Here is a 19,246-nt window from a genome sequence, read left to right on the forward strand (position 1 = left end):
CTGTCCTCAGATGGTTAACTGAGGTCGCTATGGAACTGTTCTTCCCTTCCGCTTTTCTCGCTCTGGCGCTGGCGCATTTTGTTGCGCTGTTGAGCCCGGGTCCGGATTTTTTCCTGCTTGTGGGCTACGCGGCGCGCTATCGGCTGCGCGGCAGCGCCGGGCTGTGCGTCGGCATCGCCGCGGGTAACGCGCTCTATATTGTTCTGGTGATTATCGGCTGGAGCGCGCTGCGCCAGTTTACGTGGCTGTTTACGCTTATCGAGGTATGCGGGGCGCTGTACCTGCTGTGGATCGGCTCGCATCTGGTGCGCAGCCAACCGCAGGCACTGGCGCTGAATGAACCCCGTCAGCGCTGCCCCTCGCTGCGCAAGCAGATCCTGCTGGGGCTCGGCTCGGCGCTGCTTAATCCAAAGAACGCGTTGTTCTATCTGGCGCTGATGACGGCGCTACTGGGACCGGACGTGACGCTGCTTCAGCAGTCGACCTGCGGTCTCTGGATGGTGATGGTGGTGCTGGTCTGGGATCTGGCGCTGGTGTCGATGATGGGGCTATCGGCGGTGCAACAGAAGCTCAGCCGTTCGCTGTGGTGGATTGAGCGCACGGCGGGCGTGGTGCTGATGGGGTTTGGCGGGTGGGTGCTGTGGCGATTTTTGCACTTTTCCCCCGCTTCCCTCTATCCTTAACCCATGGAAAAAATCGCTGAACTCAAACGCGCCAAGCTGCTGGCGCTGTCGCTGCTGCTGATTGCCGCCGCGGCCTTTGTCACCACCCTCTTCCTGCCGCAGACCTTCTGGGTGCGCGGCGTCAAAGCCATTGCCGAGGCGGCGATGGTCGGCGCGCTGGCGGACTGGTTTGCCGTCGTCGCGCTGTTCCGCCGGGTTCCCATTCCGTTTATTTCGCGCCATACGGCGATTATCCCGCGCAATAAGGACCGAATCGGCGACAATCTCGGCCAGTTCGTGCAGGAGAAGTTTCTTGATACTCAGTCGCTTGTGGCGCTGATCCGCCGCTATGAGCCAGCGCAGATGATTGGCGTCTGGTTCAGCAAGCCCGACAACGCCCAGCGTGTCGGGCTGCATCTGATGCAGGTGATGAGCGGTTTTCTTGAGTTAACCGACGACGGGCGCATTCAGCGCCTGCTCAAACGCGCGGTGCATAAAGCTATCGACAAGGTCGATTTCACCGAAACCAGCGCCGTCATGCTGGAGAGCATGACCAAAAATAACCGCCATCAGGTACTGCTGGACGCCATCATCAACCGGCTGATTACCCTGATTCAGCGGGAAAGCACGCGGGAGTTTATCGCCGACCAGATCGTCCACTGGCTCAAAACCGAGCATCCCCGCAAGGCGATGGTGCTCCCCACGGAGTGGCTGGGCGATCAAAGCGCGGAGATGGTGTCGAACGCGGTGAACACGCTGCTGGACGATATCAGCCACGACCGCACGCACCAGATCCGCCAGGCGTTCGACCGCGCCACGCTGAAGCTTATCGACAACCTGAAAAACGATCCGGAAATGGCGGCGAAAGCCGACAACATCAAGCACTACCTGAAAAACGATGAGGCGTTTAACCGCTATCTGGGCGAGATGTGGGCCGACCTGCGCCAGTGGCTGAAGGCGGATATGCAGAGTGAGGATTCGCGCGTGAAGCAGCGCATCGCCAACGCCGGGCTGTGGTTTGGCGAAACGCTAACAAACGACGCCAGCCTGCGCGCGTCGCTGAACGAGCATCTGGAGCAGGCCGCGCACCGCGTCGCGCCAGATTTCGCCGCGTTCCTGACCCGCCACATCAGCGACACGGTCAAAAGCTGGGACGCCAAAGACATGTCCCGCCAGATTGAGCTGAACATCGGCAAAGACCTACAGTTTATCCGCCTCAACGGCACGCTGGTGGGCGGGACGATAGGCCTCATCCTGTTCTTACTCTCGCAAGTCCCAACGCTTATCCATTCAGCGTCCTGAGGATCAGCGCCTTCATGCTGGTAATAGCTGCATCGGGGGAGGCGCTCCCCTGATGCAGGGCGATACCCAGCTCTCCTGCATCTGGCAGCAGGTGGCTGTCGATCCGTAGCGTCTCGGGCAGACCAATACGCGTGCGGAGCGTAATACCCAGCCCCGCGCTAACTCCCGCCCACAGCCCGCTCAGGCTATAGCTGGTATAAGCGATACGCCAGGGAATACCTGTGGCATCCAGTGCCGCGATGGCCCGGCTTCGCAGGAGGCAGGGCGCGTCAAACATCACCAGCGGCAGCGGCTCACCTCGTTGCAGAAGGACCTCAATGTCCTCGCGGGACCGGCAAATCCATGCCAGCGGTTCGCTTCGCACGTAGTCGCCTTCTCGACCTTCCTGCCAGACCAGCGCCAGATCGAGTTCATTCGCCGCCACGCCGCGCAGCAGCGGCGGGTTGCGATCGACACGTGCCGTCATGCGAAGCTCAGGGTGTTGTCTGTGAAAATCGCCGAGGACCTTCGGCATCACGGACTCGCCAAAGTCCTCCTGCATACCCAGCCGTACCTCGCCCTGAAGCAACTCACCTCTGATAGCCCGGAGCGCTTCATCATTTAATACCAGCATGCGTCGGGCGTAGCTCAGCAGAATTTCACCCTCTCGGGTCAGTGCCAGCGTACGCCCCTGCTTAACGGTCAGAGCCACGCCACACTGCTGCTCCAGCTTTTTTAACTGGGCACTGACCGCAGAGGTGGACCGACACAGCCTGTCCGCCGCCTCGGCAAAACTGGCGGACTGGATCCCCTCCACAAAGCTGCGCAGCGCGTCCAGGTCTAATGCTGAAAAGCGTTTATCCATATCATCCTCATTTTCAGGACATTCAGTCCTGAACATTGCGATTTTATTTATGGTGGCAGCCTGCGAGAGTGATTTCCAGACGACAGGAGGAATAAAAATGAGCACAACACTGAATCGCGACACGCTTGCGCAGGTTTCCCCTAAGCTGGCGGAACTGAGCCAGCAGGTACTTTTTGGCGATATCTGGCAGCGTCCTCAGCTAGCCCCGCGGGATCGCAGTCTGATCACGCTTGCCGCGCTGGCAGCCCTGGGGCGCACCGCGCAGCTTCCCTGGCATATCGGCTTCGCCCGGCAAAACGGCGTGACGGACGACGAAATAGCCGAAGCGTTTACCCATCTGGCGTTTTACGCAGGGTGGCCGGCCGCCGTCAGCGCGCTGAGCAGCCTTGCAGAGGAGAAACAATAATGCCGTTTGTTCGTATCATGACGGGTGACCGCTATAGCGAGATGCAGCAAAAGCAGATCTCGGACATTCTGCACCAGGCGCTGACGGAAACCTTCGCCGTTCCCGCACAGGACAGGTTCCATTTTTTTGAATGCTTCGCGGCCGGGGATCGATACATTGATCGGCACTATCTCAGCACGGGCAGAACGGAGGGGGCGATACTGTTTAATATCGTTGCTGGTAAGCCGAGGAGCAATGAACAGAAATCTGCCCTCTACCGCCAGCTGGCTGCGCAACTGAAGGAGAAGATGGGCATTGACGGTGGAGACGTGATGGTCGTTATCCAGTTTACGGCCGCTGAGGACTGGAGCTTCAGCGGCGGCAAACGCTATCAGCCCTGAATGACGTAGCGCGTGGCGGCGAAACGGTTCAGGATCAAATGCACCAGAAAGACCATCGTCAGCGTCGCCACTAGCGAAAAGGTCACGGAGGTGATGCGATAGAGATCGCTGAACACCAGGTCACTGTCCGGGTGCATGTTCTGCCCGAACATAATGCCGATGGTCGTGATGCTGGAAAACCCCACGCCCGCGCCCACTTTCTCCATCACGTGCAGCCGCGCGCCAAACGCCAGGCCGAGGCCAATCAGCGGCATCATCAGCAGCATATGGCTGCTGTGATCGTAGAGGATAAGCTGCACCACCAGAATGTAGAGGCAGCCCAGCACTACCCCGACCACGCGCCAGATGGAGCTCATCACCGCGCCGCGATAGTGCATAGGGAACAGGATCAGAATTCCTGCCATCAGCGCCGAGAGCGAATCGCTTAAGTCGCTAATCTGAAACACCACGAAAATCATCGTCGCGACGCTGCCGGAGAGCAGCGACTCGTGGCGCACGCGGGCGTCGTCTTTCTCAATCAGCGGCGGCGGCTTGCGGGGCTCCACGTCCGGCAGCAGGTAGTTCATCAGCGCGCTCAGGCACACCGCCATCACGCTCGCTTCAATGTTGGAAAACAGCAGCGTGTGCCAGTTGGTGGTGGGGTAGCTCATAAAGTTGAGCATCACGCTCTGGCACACAACGCCCATCGAGCCGAACAGGAACAGCGGCCCTTTGCTCATAAAGCGAAAACGCATCACGTAAAGGGCAAATACCACCAGCGTCATGATGACCGGCCATTGGGAAAGATAGCCGATGATAATCACCATTTCGACGCAGTTCAGCGATGCGCTGAAGATAAACTGCTTCGCCACGTGGCGGTTAAACACTGGCACCAGCGAGAGGAGCATGATCGGATAGACCACGAAAAACACGCCGTAGCTGGTGTTGTAGAAGCTCGATATGCTCAGGGCAATCATCCCGGCAAAAACGATGCGCAGGGTCTGGCGAAAGTCGTTTGCCGTGTAGACGATGTTGCCGTGCGGGGTAAAGACCCGCGCCAGCGTATTAATAGACATAGTGAAGCAGGCTCACCAGGTGGATCTGCATTCCGGAGAAGAAGCGCGCAAACGGCCCTTCGCTGTTGTAGAGCTGCACGGTCGCCCGCGCGCCGGTTGGCAGCGGCTTCGGCAGCGGCTCATCCAGCGTGACGTGAATGCGCATGCGCTGAGCGTCTCGTACCCAGCGGTTAGAGGTCTCCGGCTGGGAGAGCTGGCCGTTAACCGCCTCCTGGCCTGCGAGGATCCCCGCGTCGCTGCTGGCCACGTGGGCGCGGAACACCTGCCCCGGGAAGGCGTCAAACACTACGGCGGCATCGGTGCCCTGACGGGTATGGCGCAGGCTCTTCTCGCGGAAATCGGCCACGATATCGGTCTGGTTGTTTACCAGCGCCAGCGCGGCGGAGCCGGATGAGGCGTAAAAACCGGGGCTTAACTGCAGGTTACTGACCGTGCCGTCCGCCTGGGCGTAGACCTTTGTCCAGCCGAGGTTCAGCTCTGCTTCATCCAGCGCGTTGCGGTATTTTTGCAGCGTCACGTTGCGGTGTTCTTCGCGCTCGCCGCGCTGGATGCGCAGGTTCCGGATGTTGGCCTGAATCGTGCTGACGGACTGCTCGCTGCTCTGCCAGGCGGTGCGGACCTTATCCAGATCCGCCTGCGAGACGTTCTGTAACGTGCTCAGCTTCTGATAGCGTTCGAAGGTCACCTTGTCGTTACGCGCGGTCAGCACCGCGGTTTTCAGGCTGGCCTGCGCGGCGGCGATCTGCGCGTCCAGCTGTTCGTTAGAGAGACGCGCCTGCTCCAGCGCGATTTGCGCCGCTTCCACTTTATTGCGAAACGGCGTGTCGTCGAGCTCAAACAGCAGATCGCCTTTCTTCACCTGGCTGTTGTTGTGGACATGTACCGCCGCCACGTAGCCGGAGACGCGCGGAGAAACCGGCGTCACCACGCGCATGACGGTGGAGTCCGGCGTCAGCGGGATCCAGATATCCGCGACGACAAAATAGATAAACATCAGCAGGAAAGAGGCAATACTCACCCTTACCCAGCGGGCAAACTTTTGTTCAGGGGTCATTATTTTTCGGTCTTGTTGTCTTCTTCGCGGATTGTCCGCAAATTGCAGGCGATTTGATTTAACGTGGCGCTGAAAATCTCGATATGCTCCGGCGCGATGTGTTGCGACACGCGAGCCTGATAGGTCTCAATCACCTGAGTGAGCCTTTTTAATATGGCTTTTCCCTCAGGCGTCAGCGTCAGAAGCCGGATGCGCTTGTCATAAGGCGATGTGGTGCGCAGCAGGTAACCCTGTTTTTCCAGCTGTGTCAGGGTGCGCATCAGCGGCGGCAGTTCAATACCCTGCACCTCCGCCAGCTCACTCATTGAGACGTTATCCCCGAGCTGATGAAGCTGCATCATCACCGTCCAGCTCGACTGGGTTAAGCCGGTATCGAGAATGGCATCATCAATCACCGCACGCCACTGGCGCACGATCATCGCCATCCGCATGCCCATCGGCCTGCGGCTAAACAGCGCTTCTTCACTCATGGGGAAACCTCTCGTCACACGCGGTCAAGATAATAGTTATCAGGGTAAGTATCAAGAAACGCGAGACGAAAGAGCAGGAATTGCGAAAACGATGTTTCCCTCTCCCTGTGGGAGGGTCGGGGTGAGGGCACCAGCCCGCAATGGAGTTTAGCGGCTAAAATGCCTCCTGACGGCACTTTTTCCCGAAGCCGTCACCACCACCTCCCTGTACCCCACCACCCGCTGGATCCACCCTTTGCTTTCCAGATGAATAAGCAGCGCCGCGCCAGCTTCGCCTCCGAGGTGAAACCGCCGCTCGCTCCAGTCCAGACAGGCGCAGCAGGCCTTGCGGCGCGGATGAGCGCTTAACGACACGCCGAGCTTCAGAAACTGCTCCCGGCCATACAGCGTGAGTGCTGAACCGTCTGCCTCCAGCCAGCCTTCCGCCTGCATGAAATCGTAGATCTTTACCGCCACCGCGCCCGCCAGATGATCGTAGCAGGTCCGCGCCTCCCGCATGGCCTTCGGGGCGGTGGTTTCCGGCGGCGCAATGCGGCTCCAGGAGAGCCCCATCATCTGTTCGATCAGCTCCGCCACGTCGTGCCCCGCCAGACGATAGTAGCGGTGCCGCCCCTGAGACAGACAGGTAATCAACTTTCCCTCCACCAGCCGGGCGAGATGCCCGCTGGCGGTCGAGGGGGCGACGTCTGCCGCGGTGCTCAGTTCGGTGGCGGTCCACGCCCGCCCATCCATCAGCGCACACAGCATCTTCACGCGCGACGGATCGGCCATTGCCGCCGCCACCGCCGCAATGGCCTGCTCCAGCGCCGCGCCGTTATCAGTCGGTAAGCTTGTCTTTAACATGTGCTGCCCAGGGTTCGGTGATCTCTGCGGCCAGCTTATCATCATCCGTCAGCAGAATAAGGTGATTCGCATGGTCGCTGTACTGGGTAAGAACAGACACGCCGCGTGCCGCCAGCGCCGCCGCAATTTCACCCAGCTCGCCGGGGCGCGCCTGCCTGAGTTTTCTGATCACCGGCCTGCGCACCGCCTGCACGGTAAACCCGGCCTCCACCAGCACGCGGCGGGCTTTTTCCCCGTCCTCCACCAGGAAATGGGCCTCCGTACCGAACACGCCGCCACCCTCAAGCCCCACGCCGTTGCGCCCCAACAGCTGTCCAAAGCGCGCCAGCTCGCCGGGCCCGTCGCGGAAAATCACGTGAACGTCATACATTCGCGCGCCCTCCCGTTTCGGAACTGTACTCCCGCACCAGCTGCGCCACGCGAATACGGTAGAAAGAGAAAATCGACTCCCGCCCTTCGGCCTGCGCCGCCTGATGGAAAACGTTCTGCTTCCAGCGGCGGACGGCCTCTTCATCCCGCCACCAGGAAAGGGAAAGAATTTTGCCGTCGGTCGTCAGGCTCTGGAACCGTTCGATGTCGATAAAGCCGTCGATGTCGGCCAGCAAAGGCTTAAGCTCTGCGGCAAGTTGGAGGTAGCGCGCCTGATGGGCAGGCGCGGCTTTGGCTTCGAAAAGGATTGCGATCATGATGGTCTCTCCACTGTGATGTTGAGGAGAGAATGCAGGATGGAAAAGCACAATGCTTCGGTAAAGAGCGAAGCTTTAGCCCAGAACCGACCTTGGCTCCATAAACGCGCGGATCCCCCACTCGCCCATCTCGCGCCCCACGCCGGAATGCTTAAACCCGCCGAACGGCGCTTTCGGTTCATGGGCCAGGGTGTTCACCAGCACGCGACCGGAAACAATCTGCTGCGCCACGCGGCGCGCGCGGTCCGCACCGCCCAGCACCACCGCGCTCAGGCCGTAGTCCGTGTCGTTGGCAATGGCAATCGCCTCCGCCTCGTCACGATAGGGAATTACGCACAGCACCGGGCCAAAAATCTCGTCGCGGGCAATCGTCATTTGGTTGTTCACGTCGGCAAACAGCGTCGGGCGCACAAACCAGCCGTCCTGTGTGCCTTCCGGCCGCCCCTCGCCGCCCGCCAGCAGGCGCGCCCCCTCTTCGACACCTTTGCGGATATAGCCCTGCACCCGCTGCCACTGCTTTGCGCTGACCATCGGGCCGACGTCCGTTGATTTATCGCGCGGGTCGCCGGAGTTCACCGCCGCCACGGCCTGCGCCAGCGCGGTTTCGATCTCCGCCTTACGCGAGTAAGGCACCAGAATGCGCGTACCGGCCACGCACGCCTGCCCGCTGTTCATAAACCCGGCCTGAATGACAAGCGGGATCGCCTGCGCCAGATCCACGTCATCCAGCAGGATCGTCGGCGATTTCCCGCCTAACTCCAGCGTCACGCGCTTAAAGCTTTCCGCCGCGTTGCGCAGGATCGCCTTGCCGGTATGCGTCGAACCGGTAAACGAGATTTTTGCCACGTCCGGATGGCGGCTGATTGTGTCACCGACCGTCTCACCCCGCCCGGTGACGATGTTAAACACGCCCGGCGGCAGCGCCGCATCGCGCAGCGCTTCGGTAACAATCTGCGTTTGCAGGGCGCTCATTTCGCTCGGCTTGATCACCGCCGTACAGCCCGCGGCCAGCGCTGCCGCCAGCTTGCCGCAGATAAATCCTGCGTCGCTGTTCCACGGCGTAATCAGCCCGGCCACGCCAAGCGGCGTCATCTGCACCGTGGCTGCGCCCGCGGGGGTGACGAATTCAAACGCCTCCAGCGCCTCAATCGCCTGAGCAATCACCTCCGCCGGATAGCTGGCCATCCACGCCGAGCGCGAGGCGGGCGCGCCGTATTCTTCGATGACCGCTTCCAGCAGATCGTCGTGACGAGCGGCCACGGCGGCGTGCATACGTTTAAGCGCGGCAATGCGCTCCTGCTTTGTCGTCTGCGACCACGCGGGGAACGCCGCTTTTGCCGCCGCAACGGCGCGCGCTGCGTCAATCTCATCCGCCAGGCGTACCTGCCCGATGACCTGCGCCGTCGCCGGGTTGTATAAATCAAACCGTTCGGTGCCGTGCGGGGTAACAAATTCGCCGTTAATAAAGATCTGTTCGATAGTGTGCATATAAACCTCCTCAGGCTGTGTGAGCACAGTCTGGCACGGCTTCTCCGTTGCGATAATCCACGCTATGCTGCAAGGGTTGTTTCGATTTTCAGGATAATCTATGCATCGTTCAGGTCTGACAGAGCTGGAAGTGGTTATGGCGGTGGTGCGGCGCGGCAGCTTTCGCGGCGCGGCGCAGGAGCTCGGCATGTCCGCCACGGCGGTCAGTAACGCCATCGCCGGGCTGGAGAGCCGCCTGGATACCCGCCTCTTTAACCGCACTACCCGCAGCGTGGCGCTCACCGACGCCGGACAGCGCTACGTGGCGCGCGTTGGCCCGGCGCTGCAGGAGATCCGCCTCGCCAGCGAGGAGATCCACAGCGACACCGGGGAACCCGCCGGCACGCTGCGTCTGAACGTGCCGAACCATATCGGCACCCTGTTTCTGGACCAGCTGCTGATCGACTTTATGATCCGCTACCCGAAGATGCGCGTGGAAACCGTCAGCGAAGCGCGCATGATCGACATCGTCGCGGAAGGCTACGACGCGGGGATCCGCCTTGAGGAGTCCGTGCCGCAGGACATGATCGCCGTGCCGCTGACCGGGGAGATCCGCCAGCTGGTGACCGCCACGCCGGACTATTTTGCCCGTCACGGTACTCCGCAGACGCCGGACGATCTGCTTTCACATCAGGGGATCGGCATGCGCATGGCCCACGGTGGGATCTACCGCTGGGAGCTGGCGCGTCGGGGGGAAACGTACGCCCTTGCCGTACCGCCGCGCTTTGCGACATCCGATCTTTTCGCCTCGATCCGCGCCGTAAAGGCGGGATTAGGGGTAGGATTTTTGCCGGAACTGTATATCCGGGAAGAGCTTGAGCGTGGAGAACTGGTGAGCGTTTTAAACGACTGGGCGCAGCCCTTTGCCGGGCTGCGCCTGTATTACCCCGGCCATCGCCACGTTCCGCCGGGACTGCGGGCGCTGGTGGCGATGATCCGCGAGCGCGGGATTACTCCAGGTTAGCCTTATTCAGCCCGTAAGCCGCGTCCAGCGAGCCGGGCGCCATGCGGGAGGTGATCCCCAGACGGTTCCAGGCGTTGATCGCCACGATGGCGAAGTTCAGCTCTGAAATCTCCACGTCCGAGAAGTGCTCCGCCACGCTGCGGTACAGCGCGTCGCTCACACCGTGAACGCCAATCTGGGTCAGCGCTTCGGTGAAGGCCAGCGCGGCTTTCTCGCGGGCGCTGAACAGCGGGGACTCGCGCCAGGCCGCAAGATGGTACAGGCGCAGCTCGCGTTCCCCGGCGATTTTGGCCTCTTTAGAGTGCATATCCAGACAGAACGTACAGCCGTTCAGCTGCGACACGCGAATGTCGATCAGGTGCTTCAGCGCCGGGTCGATGGAGGTTTTTGCCACCTCCATGCTCAGGGCAGACAGCGCGTTGGCGAGGGCAGGTGTAACTTTATGGTGGTTAACGCGAGTGCTCATTGTCTTTCCTCTTTTTGTGCGGCATGTGCCGTGCGATGAGGCAAATCTACGCCGTTCATGACATAGTAAAAAGATACAAAAAGCGTGAAATGAGGTAGGACATGAAGCCGGGCTATCACGACATTTATACACGCTATCGCGACAACATCACGCGCGGCGTGCTGAAGCCGGGGGATAAGGTACCTGCCATCCGCGTGCTGGCGGAAGAGCTGAAGGTGGCGCGCAAAACCGTCGAAACGGCGTACGCCATTCTGACGGGTGAAGGGTATCTGGTGAGCCAGGGCGCGCGCGGCACGCGGGTCAACCCGGATTTACTGCTGCCGGATAACAATGCCCCTGCGGAACAGCCTACCGGCACGCTTCCGGCCTCGCTTATCAGCCAGCGCGAGCGGGCCGGTTTTCTGCGCCCCGGCATCCCCGCCCTCGACAGCTTCCCGTATAAAAAATGGCTGCTGCTGGCGGGCCAGGCGACGCGCGCCATGCGTCAGGAGGAGATGCTCAACCCGCCCGTCCTGGGCTGGTATCCGCTGCGCCAGGCCATCGCCAGCTATCTCAATATCTCGCGCGGCTTGTCCTGCAGCGCCGAACAGGTGCTGATCACCAGCGGCTACAGCGGCAGCCTGCGGCTGATCCTCGATACCCTCGCCAGCCGCAGCGACAAGGTGGTGTTTGAAGATCCGGGCTACTTTATGGGCCAGCAGCTGCTGAAGCGGATCGTGCCGCGCCTGCACACGGTGCCGGTCGATCGCTGCGGCATTGATACGGAATACCTGCTTCGTCACCATCGTGACGCGCGTTTTGCCATCGTCACCCCCTCGCACCAGAGCCCGCTGGCGGTGACGCTCTCCCTGCCGCGCAAGCAGCAATTGCTCGACTGGGCCAGCCAGAACGAGGCGTGGATCATCGAAGACGATTACGACGGGGAGTTTCACTACACTCGCAAGGTGCTGCCGTCGCTGAAAAGCCTCGACCAGCACGACCGGGTGATCTTTATGGGCACCTTCAGTAAAACCATCATGCCGTCGCTGCGCATGGGCTACGTGGTGATGCCCGCCAGCACCGTCGGGGCCTTTACCGACTGCGCGGATATCACCACCAGCGGCCAGCCGGTGCTGACGCAGAAGATCCTCACCGCGTTTCTCAACGAAGGGCATTTTTTCCGCCATCTCAAAAAGATGCGCGCGCTGTACCAGACCCGCCGCGACTGGATGATTGCCGCCCTGCGCGAGGTGTATGGCGATCTGTTTTTCACCGAGCAAAACGACGGCGGGATGCATATCGTGGCGTTTCTCACCAAAGGGAGCTGCGACCGGGAAGTGGCCCGCTGCTGGCAGGAACAGCAGCTGCAGGTCAATGCACTCTCGGAGTGGTATCGCGGGTCGGGCAAACGCTACGGGCTGGTAATGGGCTATAACAACGTGCGGTCGTATCAGGAGGCGCTGGAGCTACTGGAAAGGCCGAAACGGCAGACGCTTGCGCTGTTGAACTGAACCGCCGGGTGGCGGCTGCGCCTTACCCGGCCACGGTTTAAATATCATTGCGCGATAACCCGACGTCCTTGAGCTGCTCGTCGCTCATCTGGCTCAGGATGCGGCGGGTCCGGTTGATGCGATACCAGTTGCGGATCGTTTTGCCGATCCAGACAAATACGACGAACGGACGTTTTGAACGGTTTTCGTAGAATTCCATAATGCTCTCCTCACTGTGCCAGTGGGGTTATCATCCTGGAAATCGACCTGCGCAATACAGATGCAAAAAAAACTTTTATTTAACATACAGATCCGCTAAAACGGTATCTGCATGCCGTTTTTTGCGGCAATCTGTACTGGTTTAATAATCTGTATGGTGAAAATAAAGGATACAGCATGACACGCTATCAACACCTGGCCAACCTTCTGGCAGAACGCATTGAACAAGGGCTGTATCGCAGCGGCGAGCGTCTGCCGTCGGTGCGCGCCCTGAGCCAGGAGCATGGCGTGAGCATCAGCACCATACAGCAGGCCTACCAGATCCTCGAAAACCTTCAGCTGATCACCCCCCAGCCGCGCTCCGGCTATTTTGTCTCGAAACGCAAAGCCCAGCCGCCCGTCCCGGCGATGACGCGCCCGGTGCAGCGCCCGGTGGACGTCACCCAGTGGGATGAGGTGATGATGCTGCTGGACGCCCGCGCCGACAAAGAGATGATCTCCTTTGGCGGCGGCTCGCCGGACATTAACCAGCCGAGCCTGAAGCCCCTGTGGCGCGAGATGAGCCGCCTTGCGCAGCATAACCCGAGCGAGATGCTGAGCTATGACGTGCTCGACGGCCGCCTTGAGCTGCGCGAGCAGATCGCCCGCCTGATGCTGGACGGCGGCTCTACCGTGGCAGCGAATGAGATTGTCATCACCAACGGCTGCCACGGCGCACTGTCGATCGCCCTGCTCTCGGTGTGCAAACCGGGGGACATCGTGGCGGTGGAGTCGCCATCTTTTCACGGCACCATGCAGATGCTGCGCGGGTTTGACATCAAGGCGATTGAAATTCCCACCGACTCTGAAACCGGGATCAGCATTGAGGCGTTAGAGCTGGCAATGGAGCAGTGGCCGATCAAGGCGGTGATACTGGTGCCCAACTGCAATAACCCGCTCGGGTTTATCATGCCGGAAGCGCGGAAAAAACAGGTTTTAGCCCTCGCCCAGCGGCACGATATCGTGATTGTGGAGGATGATATCTACGGTGAGCTGGCGGCGGAGTACCCGCGCCCGCGCACCATTCATTCAATGGACATCGACGGACGCGTGATCCTCTGCAGCTCGTTTACCAAAACCGTGGCGCCGGGCCTGCGCGTCGGCTGGATTGTGCCGGGACGCTATTACGACCGGGTGATGCACATGAAATACGCCGCGGGCGGGTTTAACGTGCCGGGCACCCAGATGGCGGTGGCGGCGTTTATTCGCGACGGCCATTACCATCGCCACGTGCGCCGTATGCGCCAGATTTATCAGCAGAATATGGAAACCTACACCTGCTGGGTGCGGCAGTATTTTCCAGCGGAGATTTGCGTCACGCGCCCGCAGGGAAGCTTCCTGCTGTGGGTTGAGCTGCCGGAGAAGGTGGATATGGTGTGCGTCAGCAAGCAGCTGTGTCGGCTGAAGATCCAGGCGGCGGCCGGATCGTTATTTTCCGCGTCAGGGAAGTACCGCAACTGCCTGCGGATCAACGTGGCGCTGCCGCCGACGGATAAGCATCGCGAGGCGTTGAAGAAGATGGGCGAGGCGATTGTGATTGCGATGGAGGAGTAGTACGTTTTTTAGCGCCGGTGGCGCTACGGAATAGAGTAGGCCGGGTAAGGCGAAGCCGCCACCCGGCAAAATCAACGACTCAGAACTTCCACGAAACGCTGCCCACAATGCTGCGTTCCGCACCGAAGTAGCAGTAAGACAGCGAGTTACACGCCGCAACGTAGCTTTTGTCCGTCAGGTTATTGACGTTCAGCTGCGCACTCACGCCCGTAAGCCCCACTTTTGACAGGTCATACCCCACGACCATGTCCACCAGCGTGTACGACGGAAGCGTATGGGTGTTCTGGCGATCGCTGGCGATCCCGTTGACATAGCGCACGCCGGAGCCGACGGTCAGGCCGTCCAGCGGGCCGGTTTTGACGTCGTAGCTCAACCAGGCGCTGGCCATGTTACGCGGGGCATAGACGGCGCGCTTGCCCTCCTCTTCCGGGCTGCTCTTCTTATAGCGAATATCCGTGTAGGTATACGCCGCCTGCATGCGCAGGCTGTCGGTCAGCTGACCAATCGCCTCCAGCTCAACGCCTTCGGATTCGATTTCACCGATGGAACGGTACGGATCGGTCGGCTCCTCTTTGGTGGCAATGTTCTTCTGGTTGATGCGGAACACCGAGGCGCTGAACTGGCTGTTCATCCCTTCTGGCTCATACTTCACGCCCGCTTCCCACTGCTTGCCCTTCATCGGATCCAGGATATTGCCCTGCTCGTCGGCAAAGCTGGTCGGCGTAAAGGCGGTGGAGTAGCTGACGTACGGCGCAACGCCGTTATCAAACAGATACAGCAGCGCCGCGCGGCTGCTGAAGTTGTTTTTATCCAGATCGCTGCGGGTGTGGTTAAAGTTGTCGACGTTCGACACGCTCACCTGGTCGTAACGTCCGCCGAGCGTCAGGCGCCAGCGGTCAACGGACATCTGATCCTGTAGGTAGTAACCGGTCTGGCGAAGCTTATGCTTTTCCCTGCTGTACTGGGTGATGTAGTCCGGCTTCGCACCGTAAACCGGGTGGAAGGCGTCAATCGGCGGGAAGCCGCCATAGTAGCCGGTCACGTTGTTGGTGCGGTCCTGATAGTCCATGCCGATCAGCACGCGGTGGTTCACCGCCCCGGTGTCGAAGCTGCCGTCGACCTGGTTATCCAGGGTGATGGCGTTCATCTTCTCGTCAGAGCCGGAATAGCCGCGGTTCAGCTCGGTGTCATTCAGCCAGCCTGCGGCATACACCTGGTTCAGCTCCACTTTGGTGTGCAGGTAGCGCAGCTTCTGGCGCACGGACCAGCCGCTGTCAAACAGGTGCTCAAGGTTATAACCGACCATGTTTTCCCGACGATCGTACTTGTCGTAATCGTCTTCACCTTCAAAGAACGTGTTGGAGATTTTCTTCCCGCTGTGCGGCACAACCGTGCCCTCATACGGCAGGCCGGAGTGGCTGCCGCCTTCCGGATCGCGGTGCAGGTAGGCCATCAGATCCAGACGGGTGTTATCGGTGATACGCCAGGTCAGGCTCGGCATCAGCGCGTAACGCTCTTCCTTCAGCGGATCGAACTGGGAATCGGCATAGCGGGTCATCCCGCTGAGGCGCACCGCCACGCGGTCATTATCATCAACCGGGCCAGTGACGTCGAACATCGCCCCACGCTGGCTATTGTTCCCGGCGAAGAGCTTGATCTCCCCGCCCGGATCGAACGACGGCTTACGAGAGGTTAGCGCCACAATCCCGCCCGGCGATGAACGGCCATAGAGCACGGAGGCCGGACCGCGCACGACTTCGATACTGTCCAGGAACCACGGATCAACCACCAGCGAGCTGTGGGAGTTGGTGTCGCCCATCATCTTCAGGCCGTCCAGGTAGACGTTGTCCAGGCTGCCGTCAGAGAAGCCGCGCAGCACCATGTAGTCAAAGCGGTTAGACGCCCCAATCTGGTTGCTGTAGACCCCCGGCGTGTAGCTCACGGCCTGACGCACGCTGGTTGCGCCCTGCTCTTCGAACTGCTCGCGCGTGACGATAGAGACCGACTGCGGAGTTTCAATATCCGGTGTTTCAAGCTTGGTGGCCGCAGACTGCATCTGCGAGGTCACCACCACGGTGTCAGTTTTTTGCGCATCCTGCGCCAGTAAAGGAAAAGCGACGCTACCGGTAACCCATCCCACCAGCAGTGCCAGACGCGATTTAGCAAACATAACCCTCTCCAGAGATATTTCTTATTGTTAATAAGAATTATTACCTTTTTGAGAGTGCAAACGGCTATGCGCGCCGCCAGGTTACGTATGCGCGATGCTAAACCGCACGGGATGCGTTCGCGCGATGGGCGAAATTACGTTAGCGGAGTTTGCGCACGTCGCCCGGAGAAATCCCGTAATGACGACGAAACGCGGTGGCGAAGTTGGTGGCATGCTGATACCCGCACATCCAGGCCGCCTGCTGCACGCTGTGGCCTTCCAGCAGATAGCGGCGCGCCAGCGCAAGGCGACAGTCGCGAAGATAATCGAAGAGGGTGCAGCCGTAGCGCTGACGGAACTTGCTGCGCAGGCTGCTTGGGCTCATTGCAGCCAGGGCTGCCAGCTGCGCGAGAGTATGATCCCGTTCAGGAGACTGTTCCAGCATGCTCCGTACGCGTTCCAGGCGCGCATGCTCAGGGCGGCTCGGGCAGGGCTGCTGGCGCTGGTTCAGGCCGTGGCCGAGCAGCTGGTACATCAGCCCCTCCAGCAATAGCTTACGCGCGAGCATGCTTCCCCTCTGCTGCTGCGCATGCTGAATGCCTGACATAACAAACTCGGGAACGTGCCAGACAAACGTGGGTGTATTCAGGTTTTGCCATTCCAGCAGCAGCGACTCAAGCAGGGCTTCACGCCCGGCTTCATGCGGGTACACGCCAAACGAGAGCGTTTTCAGCGCGCTGTCGGCGTCGTGACGCGCACTCATCACCTGTTCCTCACTCAGACGGGCGCTGAACGCCATGCCGGGACGAACGTGATAGTCGATGCCATTGAGCGCGATCGTAACGCACCCTTCCAGCACTACCAGCATATAAAGCGGGCTGCTGTGGCGGGATGTGGTTTCGTAGGGTTGTAATACATGCACGTCGGAGTGGGTCAGCGAAATGCCGGACGAGAGCGTCATCTCTTCCACATTCCCCTGCAACACCGGGCTGCCGCTGATCTGCTCCCCTTTTAACAGCGGGAAACGGTAGTCGATGCCGTAGCGCTCGCCGAATACCTGAAAATCCTCAACAAAAAATATGCGTTTCGCTGATCTATTTTCACTCTGGAGCATAATTCGGGGCCTGCATCGGGAAAAGGACAGGCAAAACAGTACCATCCCTTTGCCATATCAGCAATCACCGGGCGCAGACACTATTACGCTCCGGACAAAGCCGGAGCGAAGATATATATTTCTTTACGAGAAATATATTTATGCTTCCTGCCACTCAGCAAAAACCTCTTTATGGTTTTTGGTCAGGATAACTTTATTATCTTCGACCTTATCGACCCAGCCGAGAGGAATAAAGTGGTGCTTGCCGCCTGATTCAGGGTCACTCTTCGCAAGCTTGATACGCTCGCCGTCTAAATGGTCCACAACCCCGACGTGCGTTCCGCAGCTGGCGACAACCTGAGTGTGATCCTTAATTGCGCTTTTATCTACCATAATCATTCTCCTGTTTCGGTTATTTGCCTGTTGCACGAAAAATAACTGTAGCGCATAAATTCAGGCTTAAAAGTCTTATTAGCATTTTGAAACATCATTGACAGAATGGAATATGATGTCTATTTAACGCCGAAATGAAAAAAATAAGAATGAGATGAATTATTTCCGACTGATTATTTCCCGATCATAATTAAATTATCGCAACCAACGAGGAGGTATTTATGACGATTCGCAACAATAATCGGGCAGAAATTTCGCTGGCTCTTGGTGAAGCGGTCCTGGACATCGTGCAAAAAGGCCATGAGTTATCGCGAGAGAATCTCGCCCAGGCGATGAAAATCAAAGCGGAGAAAGAGCGCGACGACGAGCGGCTTTTGAACTACTGGAAGGCGTGTAATATGCTGGTTTGAACGTAGCGGCGTTTAGGCTGACTAAACGCCGCCTCCTGTTACTCGTCGAAGTACCAGTACCCCTGGTTAATCAGCCCGGTGAGTTCGTCAACAAACGCCGGGTTTTTCAGCGCATCGCCCAGCTCGGCCTGGCCGAGTTCGGTGTAGCGGCACAGCGCATCCGCGCCCTTCGCGTCTACCGTCTCCAGCTGTTCGCTGTTGATGAAGAAGCTGCCGTTGACGTTCAGCACGCGCAGGCCGCTCAGGCGCGACAGCGTTTCGCCGCCCTGCAGCGCGTCCAGCACCTCGTCTGCCGAATACGGCGGCTCGGCGGCGGCGATATCCAGCTCGTGGCGCGGCGTGGAGACGAAGCTGCCAAACCATTTCGTGAAATCGTCCGGCTTGCTAATCATGTCGATCATCATCTGATGAATGCGATCGAGCTCGTACTGCTCCACGCGGCCCGGGTGTTCGCGGCAGGTCAGATCCGGATCGCTGTAGTGCTCGCCGCCCAGATCGTTTTCCAGCGCGTAGTCGGCAAAGCTGCTGATCAGATCGCGGCCGTTCGGCCCGCGGAAGCCGACGGAGTAGTTGAGCGCGGTTTCATGGGTGAAGCCGTCGTGCGGGAATCCAGGCGGAATGTAGAGAATATCGCCCGGGGCCAGATCTTCGTCGATGATCGGCTCAAACGGATCCACGTGCAGCAGCGCCGGATGCGGGCAGAACTGACGCATCGGCAGCTTGTCGCCCACGCGCCAGCGGCGGCTGCCCATCCCCTGAATGATAAACACGTCGTACTGATCGATATGCGGACCCACGCCGCCGCCCGGCACGGAGAAGGAGATCATCAGATCGTCCAGACGCCAGTCCGGCAGGACGCGGAACGGACGCACCAGCTCCGCGGCGGGCATATGCCAGTGGTTCACCGCCTGCGCCAGCAGCGACCAGCCGGTTTCGCCCAGACCGTCAAAGTGCTCAAACGGACCATTGCTGGCCTGCCATTTGCCGTTAGCGTGGCTCACCAGACGGCTATCGACTTCCGGCTCCATCGCCAGGCCTGCCAGCTCGTCCGGGGTAATCGGGTCGACAAAATTCGGGAAGGCATTTTTCAGCACTACGGGTTGTTTTTGCCAGTATTTCTCAAGAAATTCCGGCCAGTTCAGGTTCAATTGATACGCCATGGGTAGCACCAGTGAGAGGGGAAACAGGCGCGATTATAGGCAAGAAGGCAGAGGGGGAACTTGTCATGGGTCAAACGAGCGCGCGTAGGTCGGGTAAGGCG

General features: G+C 59.7%; 22 protein-coding genes. 8 read left to right on the top strand and 14 right to left on the bottom strand.

The window, feature by feature from the left end:
• Window positions 1–29 precede the first annotated feature (29 nt).
• Window positions 30–683: a LysE family translocator gene (locus tag IM294_RS10415; protein WP_126817904.1), complete on the top strand. Its 654-nt coding sequence runs from the start codon at window positions 30–32 to the stop codon at window positions 681–683.
• Between the two features lie 3 nt (window positions 684–686).
• Window positions 687–1,964: a DUF445 domain-containing protein gene (locus tag IM294_RS10420; RefSeq protein WP_126817906.1), complete on the top strand. Its 1,278-nt coding sequence runs from the start codon at window positions 687–689 to the stop codon at window positions 1,962–1,964.
• Here IM294_RS10420 and IM294_RS10425 read toward each other — a convergent pair.
• Window positions 1,945–2,808, bottom strand: a complete 864-nt coding sequence (locus IM294_RS10425; RefSeq protein ID WP_126817908.1) for a LysR substrate-binding domain-containing protein — start codon at window positions 2,806–2,808, stop codon at window positions 1,945–1,947. The genes IM294_RS10420 and IM294_RS10425 overlap by 20 nt on opposite strands.
• A 97-nt stretch (window positions 2,809–2,905) precedes the next feature.
• Between IM294_RS10425 and IM294_RS10430 the strand changes: the two genes are divergently transcribed.
• A complete protein-coding gene (locus tag IM294_RS10430; protein WP_028015385.1) occupies window positions 2,906–3,214 on the top strand; it encodes a carboxymuconolactone decarboxylase family protein in 309 nt (102 codons plus the stop codon).
• On the top strand, window positions 3,214–3,594 hold the full coding sequence (locus tag IM294_RS10435; protein ID WP_126817910.1) for a tautomerase family protein: 381 nt from the start codon (window positions 3,214–3,216) through the stop codon (window positions 3,592–3,594). Before IM294_RS10430 ends, IM294_RS10435 begins: the two co-directional genes overlap by 1 nt.
• On the opposite strand, the gene IM294_RS10440 is transcribed toward IM294_RS10435, so the two are convergent.
• From IM294_RS10440 to IM294_RS10470, 7 genes are all read right to left on the bottom strand, one after another.
• Entirely contained in the window at window positions 3,585–4,649 is a 1,065-nt protein-coding gene (locus IM294_RS10440; protein ID WP_045259544.1) for a DUF2955 domain-containing protein, read from the bottom strand. The genes IM294_RS10435 and IM294_RS10440 overlap by 10 nt on opposite strands.
• A complete protein-coding gene (locus IM294_RS10445) occupies window positions 4,639–5,706 on the bottom strand; it encodes an HlyD family secretion protein (protein WP_028015382.1) in 1,068 nt (355 codons plus the stop codon). The genes IM294_RS10440 and IM294_RS10445 overlap by 11 nt, the downstream gene beginning before the upstream one ends.
• Window positions 5,703–6,173 (bottom strand): MarR family winged helix-turn-helix transcriptional regulator, encoded by a 471-nt coding sequence (locus tag IM294_RS10450; protein WP_028015381.1) that lies wholly within the window; start codon window positions 6,171–6,173, stop codon window positions 5,703–5,705. Before IM294_RS10450 ends, IM294_RS10445 begins: the two co-directional genes overlap by 4 nt.
• Before the next feature lie 147 nt (window positions 6,174–6,320).
• On the bottom strand, window positions 6,321–7,016 hold the full coding sequence (locus IM294_RS10455; protein WP_126817912.1) for a helix-turn-helix transcriptional regulator: 696 nt from the start codon (window positions 7,014–7,016) through the stop codon (window positions 6,321–6,323).
• Window positions 6,991–7,386, bottom strand: coding sequence for an amino acid-binding protein (locus tag IM294_RS10460; RefSeq protein ID WP_045259546.1), 396 nt, complete (start codon window positions 7,384–7,386; stop codon window positions 6,991–6,993). Before IM294_RS10460 ends, IM294_RS10455 begins: the two co-directional genes overlap by 26 nt.
• On the bottom strand, window positions 7,379–7,702 hold the full coding sequence (locus IM294_RS10465) for an antibiotic biosynthesis monooxygenase (RefSeq protein ID WP_126817914.1): 324 nt from the start codon (window positions 7,700–7,702) through the stop codon (window positions 7,379–7,381). Before IM294_RS10465 ends, IM294_RS10460 begins: the two co-directional genes overlap by 8 nt.
• A gap of 75 nt (window positions 7,703–7,777) precedes the next feature.
• Complete coding sequence (locus IM294_RS10470) at window positions 7,778–9,190, bottom strand: aldehyde dehydrogenase family protein (protein WP_126817916.1); 1,413 nt, start codon at window positions 9,188–9,190, stop codon at window positions 7,778–7,780.
• Window positions 9,191–9,290: 100 nt separating this feature from the next.
• Here IM294_RS10470 and IM294_RS10475 point away from each other — a divergent pair, with 100 nt between their 5' ends.
• The gene (locus IM294_RS10475) at window positions 9,291–10,193 is read left to right on the top strand and encodes a LysR family transcriptional regulator (RefSeq protein ID WP_048959780.1); all 903 of its coding nucleotides are present in this window, start codon (window positions 9,291–9,293) and stop codon (window positions 10,191–10,193) included.
• Here the strand turns inward: IM294_RS10475 and IM294_RS10480 are convergent.
• Window positions 10,180–10,659 (bottom strand): carboxymuconolactone decarboxylase family protein, encoded by a 480-nt coding sequence (locus IM294_RS10480; RefSeq protein ID WP_014882392.1) that lies wholly within the window; start codon window positions 10,657–10,659, stop codon window positions 10,180–10,182. The genes IM294_RS10475 and IM294_RS10480 overlap by 14 nt on opposite strands.
• Window positions 10,660–10,760: 101 nt before the next feature.
• On the opposite strand from IM294_RS10480, the gene IM294_RS10485 reads away from it, so the two are divergent.
• The gene (locus tag IM294_RS10485) at window positions 10,761–12,149 is read left to right on the top strand and encodes a PLP-dependent aminotransferase family protein (RefSeq protein WP_126817918.1); all 1,389 of its coding nucleotides are present in this window, start codon (window positions 10,761–10,763) and stop codon (window positions 12,147–12,149) included.
• 37 nt (window positions 12,150–12,186) lie between these two features.
• Here the strand turns inward: IM294_RS10485 and IM294_RS10490 are convergent, their stop codons facing one another.
• Window positions 12,187–12,348 (bottom strand): DUF1127 domain-containing protein, encoded by a 162-nt coding sequence (locus IM294_RS10490; RefSeq protein ID WP_032644967.1) that lies wholly within the window; start codon window positions 12,346–12,348, stop codon window positions 12,187–12,189.
• Window positions 12,349–12,524: 176 nt separating this feature from the next.
• On the opposite strand from IM294_RS10490, the gene IM294_RS10495 reads away from it, so the two are divergent.
• Complete coding sequence (locus IM294_RS10495; RefSeq protein WP_060573248.1) at window positions 12,525–13,940, top strand: PLP-dependent aminotransferase family protein; 1,416 nt, start codon at window positions 12,525–12,527, stop codon at window positions 13,938–13,940.
• A gap of 79 nt (window positions 13,941–14,019) precedes the next feature.
• On the opposite strand, the gene foxA is transcribed toward IM294_RS10495, so the two are convergent.
• The 3 genes from foxA to IM294_RS10510 all read right to left on the bottom strand — a co-directional run bounded on the left by foxA (window position 14,020) and on the right by IM294_RS10510 (window position 17,575).
• Window positions 14,020–16,128: a ferrioxamine B receptor FoxA gene (gene foxA, locus IM294_RS10500; RefSeq protein WP_112792168.1), complete on the bottom strand. Its 2,109-nt coding sequence runs from the start codon at window positions 16,126–16,128 to the stop codon at window positions 14,020–14,022.
• A gap of 121 nt (window positions 16,129–16,249) precedes the next feature.
• A complete protein-coding gene (locus IM294_RS10505) occupies window positions 16,250–17,203 on the bottom strand; it encodes an AraC family transcriptional regulator (protein WP_045259553.1) in 954 nt (317 codons plus the stop codon).
• A gap of 138 nt (window positions 17,204–17,341) precedes the next feature.
• Window positions 17,342–17,575 carry a DUF2171 domain-containing protein gene (locus tag IM294_RS10510; protein WP_028015371.1) on the bottom strand — a complete coding sequence of 78 codons (234 nt, stop codon included), beginning with the start codon at window positions 17,573–17,575 and terminating at the stop codon, window positions 17,342–17,344.
• 221 nt (window positions 17,576–17,796) lie between these two features.
• Between IM294_RS10510 and IM294_RS10515 the strand changes: the two genes are divergently transcribed.
• Window positions 17,797–17,985 (top strand): hypothetical protein, encoded by a 189-nt coding sequence (locus IM294_RS10515; RefSeq protein ID WP_028015370.1) that lies wholly within the window; start codon window positions 17,797–17,799, stop codon window positions 17,983–17,985.
• A gap of 38 nt (window positions 17,986–18,023) precedes the next feature.
• Here IM294_RS10515 and IM294_RS10520 read toward each other — a convergent pair whose 3' ends face one another.
• Window positions 18,024–19,145, bottom strand: a complete 1,122-nt coding sequence (locus IM294_RS10520) for a cupin domain-containing protein (RefSeq protein WP_126817920.1) — start codon at window positions 19,143–19,145, stop codon at window positions 18,024–18,026.
• Window positions 19,146–19,246: the final 101 nt, after the last annotated feature.

Origin of the sequence: Enterobacter cloacae complex sp. P43RS, assembly GCF_014930585.1 — a bacterium.
Lineage (GTDB): Bacteria > Pseudomonadota > Gammaproteobacteria > Enterobacterales > Enterobacteriaceae > Enterobacter > Enterobacter bugandensis.

Coding starts and splice junctions, on each gene's coding strand:
- IM294_RS10475 (WP_048959780.1), top strand. CDS start 9,291: ATGCATCGTTCAGGTCTGACAGAGCTGGAAGTGGTTATGGCGGTGGTG.
- IM294_RS10490 (WP_032644967.1), bottom strand. CDS start 12,348: ATGGAATTCTACGAAAACCGTTCAAAACGTCCGTTCGTCGTATTTGTC.
- IM294_RS10510 (WP_028015371.1), bottom strand. CDS start 17,575: ATGGTAGATAAAAGCGCAATTAAGGATCACACTCAGGTTGTCGCCAGC.
- IM294_RS10440 (WP_045259544.1), bottom strand. CDS start 4,649: ATGTCTATTAATACGCTGGCGCGGGTCTTTACCCCGCACGGCAACATC.
- IM294_RS10450 (WP_028015381.1), bottom strand. CDS start 6,173: ATGAGTGAAGAAGCGCTGTTTAGCCGCAGGCCGATGGGCATGCGGATG.
- IM294_RS10495 (WP_060573248.1), top strand. CDS start 12,525: ATGACACGCTATCAACACCTGGCCAACCTTCTGGCAGAACGCATTGAA.
- IM294_RS10435 (WP_126817910.1), top strand. CDS start 3,214: ATGCCGTTTGTTCGTATCATGACGGGTGACCGCTATAGCGAGATGCAG.
- IM294_RS10505 (WP_045259553.1), bottom strand. CDS start 17,203: ATGCTCCAGAGTGAAAATAGATCAGCGAAACGCATATTTTTTGTTGAG.
- IM294_RS10465 (WP_126817914.1), bottom strand. CDS start 7,702: ATGATCGCAATCCTTTTCGAAGCCAAAGCCGCGCCTGCCCATCAGGCG.
- IM294_RS10420 (WP_126817906.1), top strand. CDS start 687: ATGGAAAAAATCGCTGAACTCAAACGCGCCAAGCTGCTGGCGCTGTCG.
- IM294_RS10425 (WP_126817908.1), bottom strand. CDS start 2,808: ATGGATAAACGCTTTTCAGCATTAGACCTGGACGCGCTGCGCAGCTTT.
- IM294_RS10520 (WP_126817920.1), bottom strand. CDS start 19,145: ATGGCGTATCAATTGAACCTGAACTGGCCGGAATTTCTTGAGAAATAC.
- IM294_RS10470 (WP_126817916.1), bottom strand. CDS start 9,190: ATGCACACTATCGAACAGATCTTTATTAACGGCGAATTTGTTACCCCG.
- IM294_RS10455 (WP_126817912.1), bottom strand. CDS start 7,016: ATGTTAAAGACAAGCTTACCGACTGATAACGGCGCGGCGCTGGAGCAG.
- IM294_RS10460 (WP_045259546.1), bottom strand. CDS start 7,386: ATGTATGACGTTCACGTGATTTTCCGCGACGGGCCCGGCGAGCTGGCG.
- IM294_RS10430 (WP_028015385.1), top strand. CDS start 2,906: ATGAGCACAACACTGAATCGCGACACGCTTGCGCAGGTTTCCCCTAAG.
- IM294_RS10485 (WP_126817918.1), top strand. CDS start 10,761: ATGAAGCCGGGCTATCACGACATTTATACACGCTATCGCGACAACATC.
- IM294_RS10415 (WP_126817904.1), top strand. CDS start 30: ATGGAACTGTTCTTCCCTTCCGCTTTTCTCGCTCTGGCGCTGGCGCAT.
- IM294_RS10515 (WP_028015370.1), top strand. CDS start 17,797: ATGACGATTCGCAACAATAATCGGGCAGAAATTTCGCTGGCTCTTGGT.
- IM294_RS10480 (WP_014882392.1), bottom strand. CDS start 10,659: ATGAGCACTCGCGTTAACCACCATAAAGTTACACCTGCCCTCGCCAAC.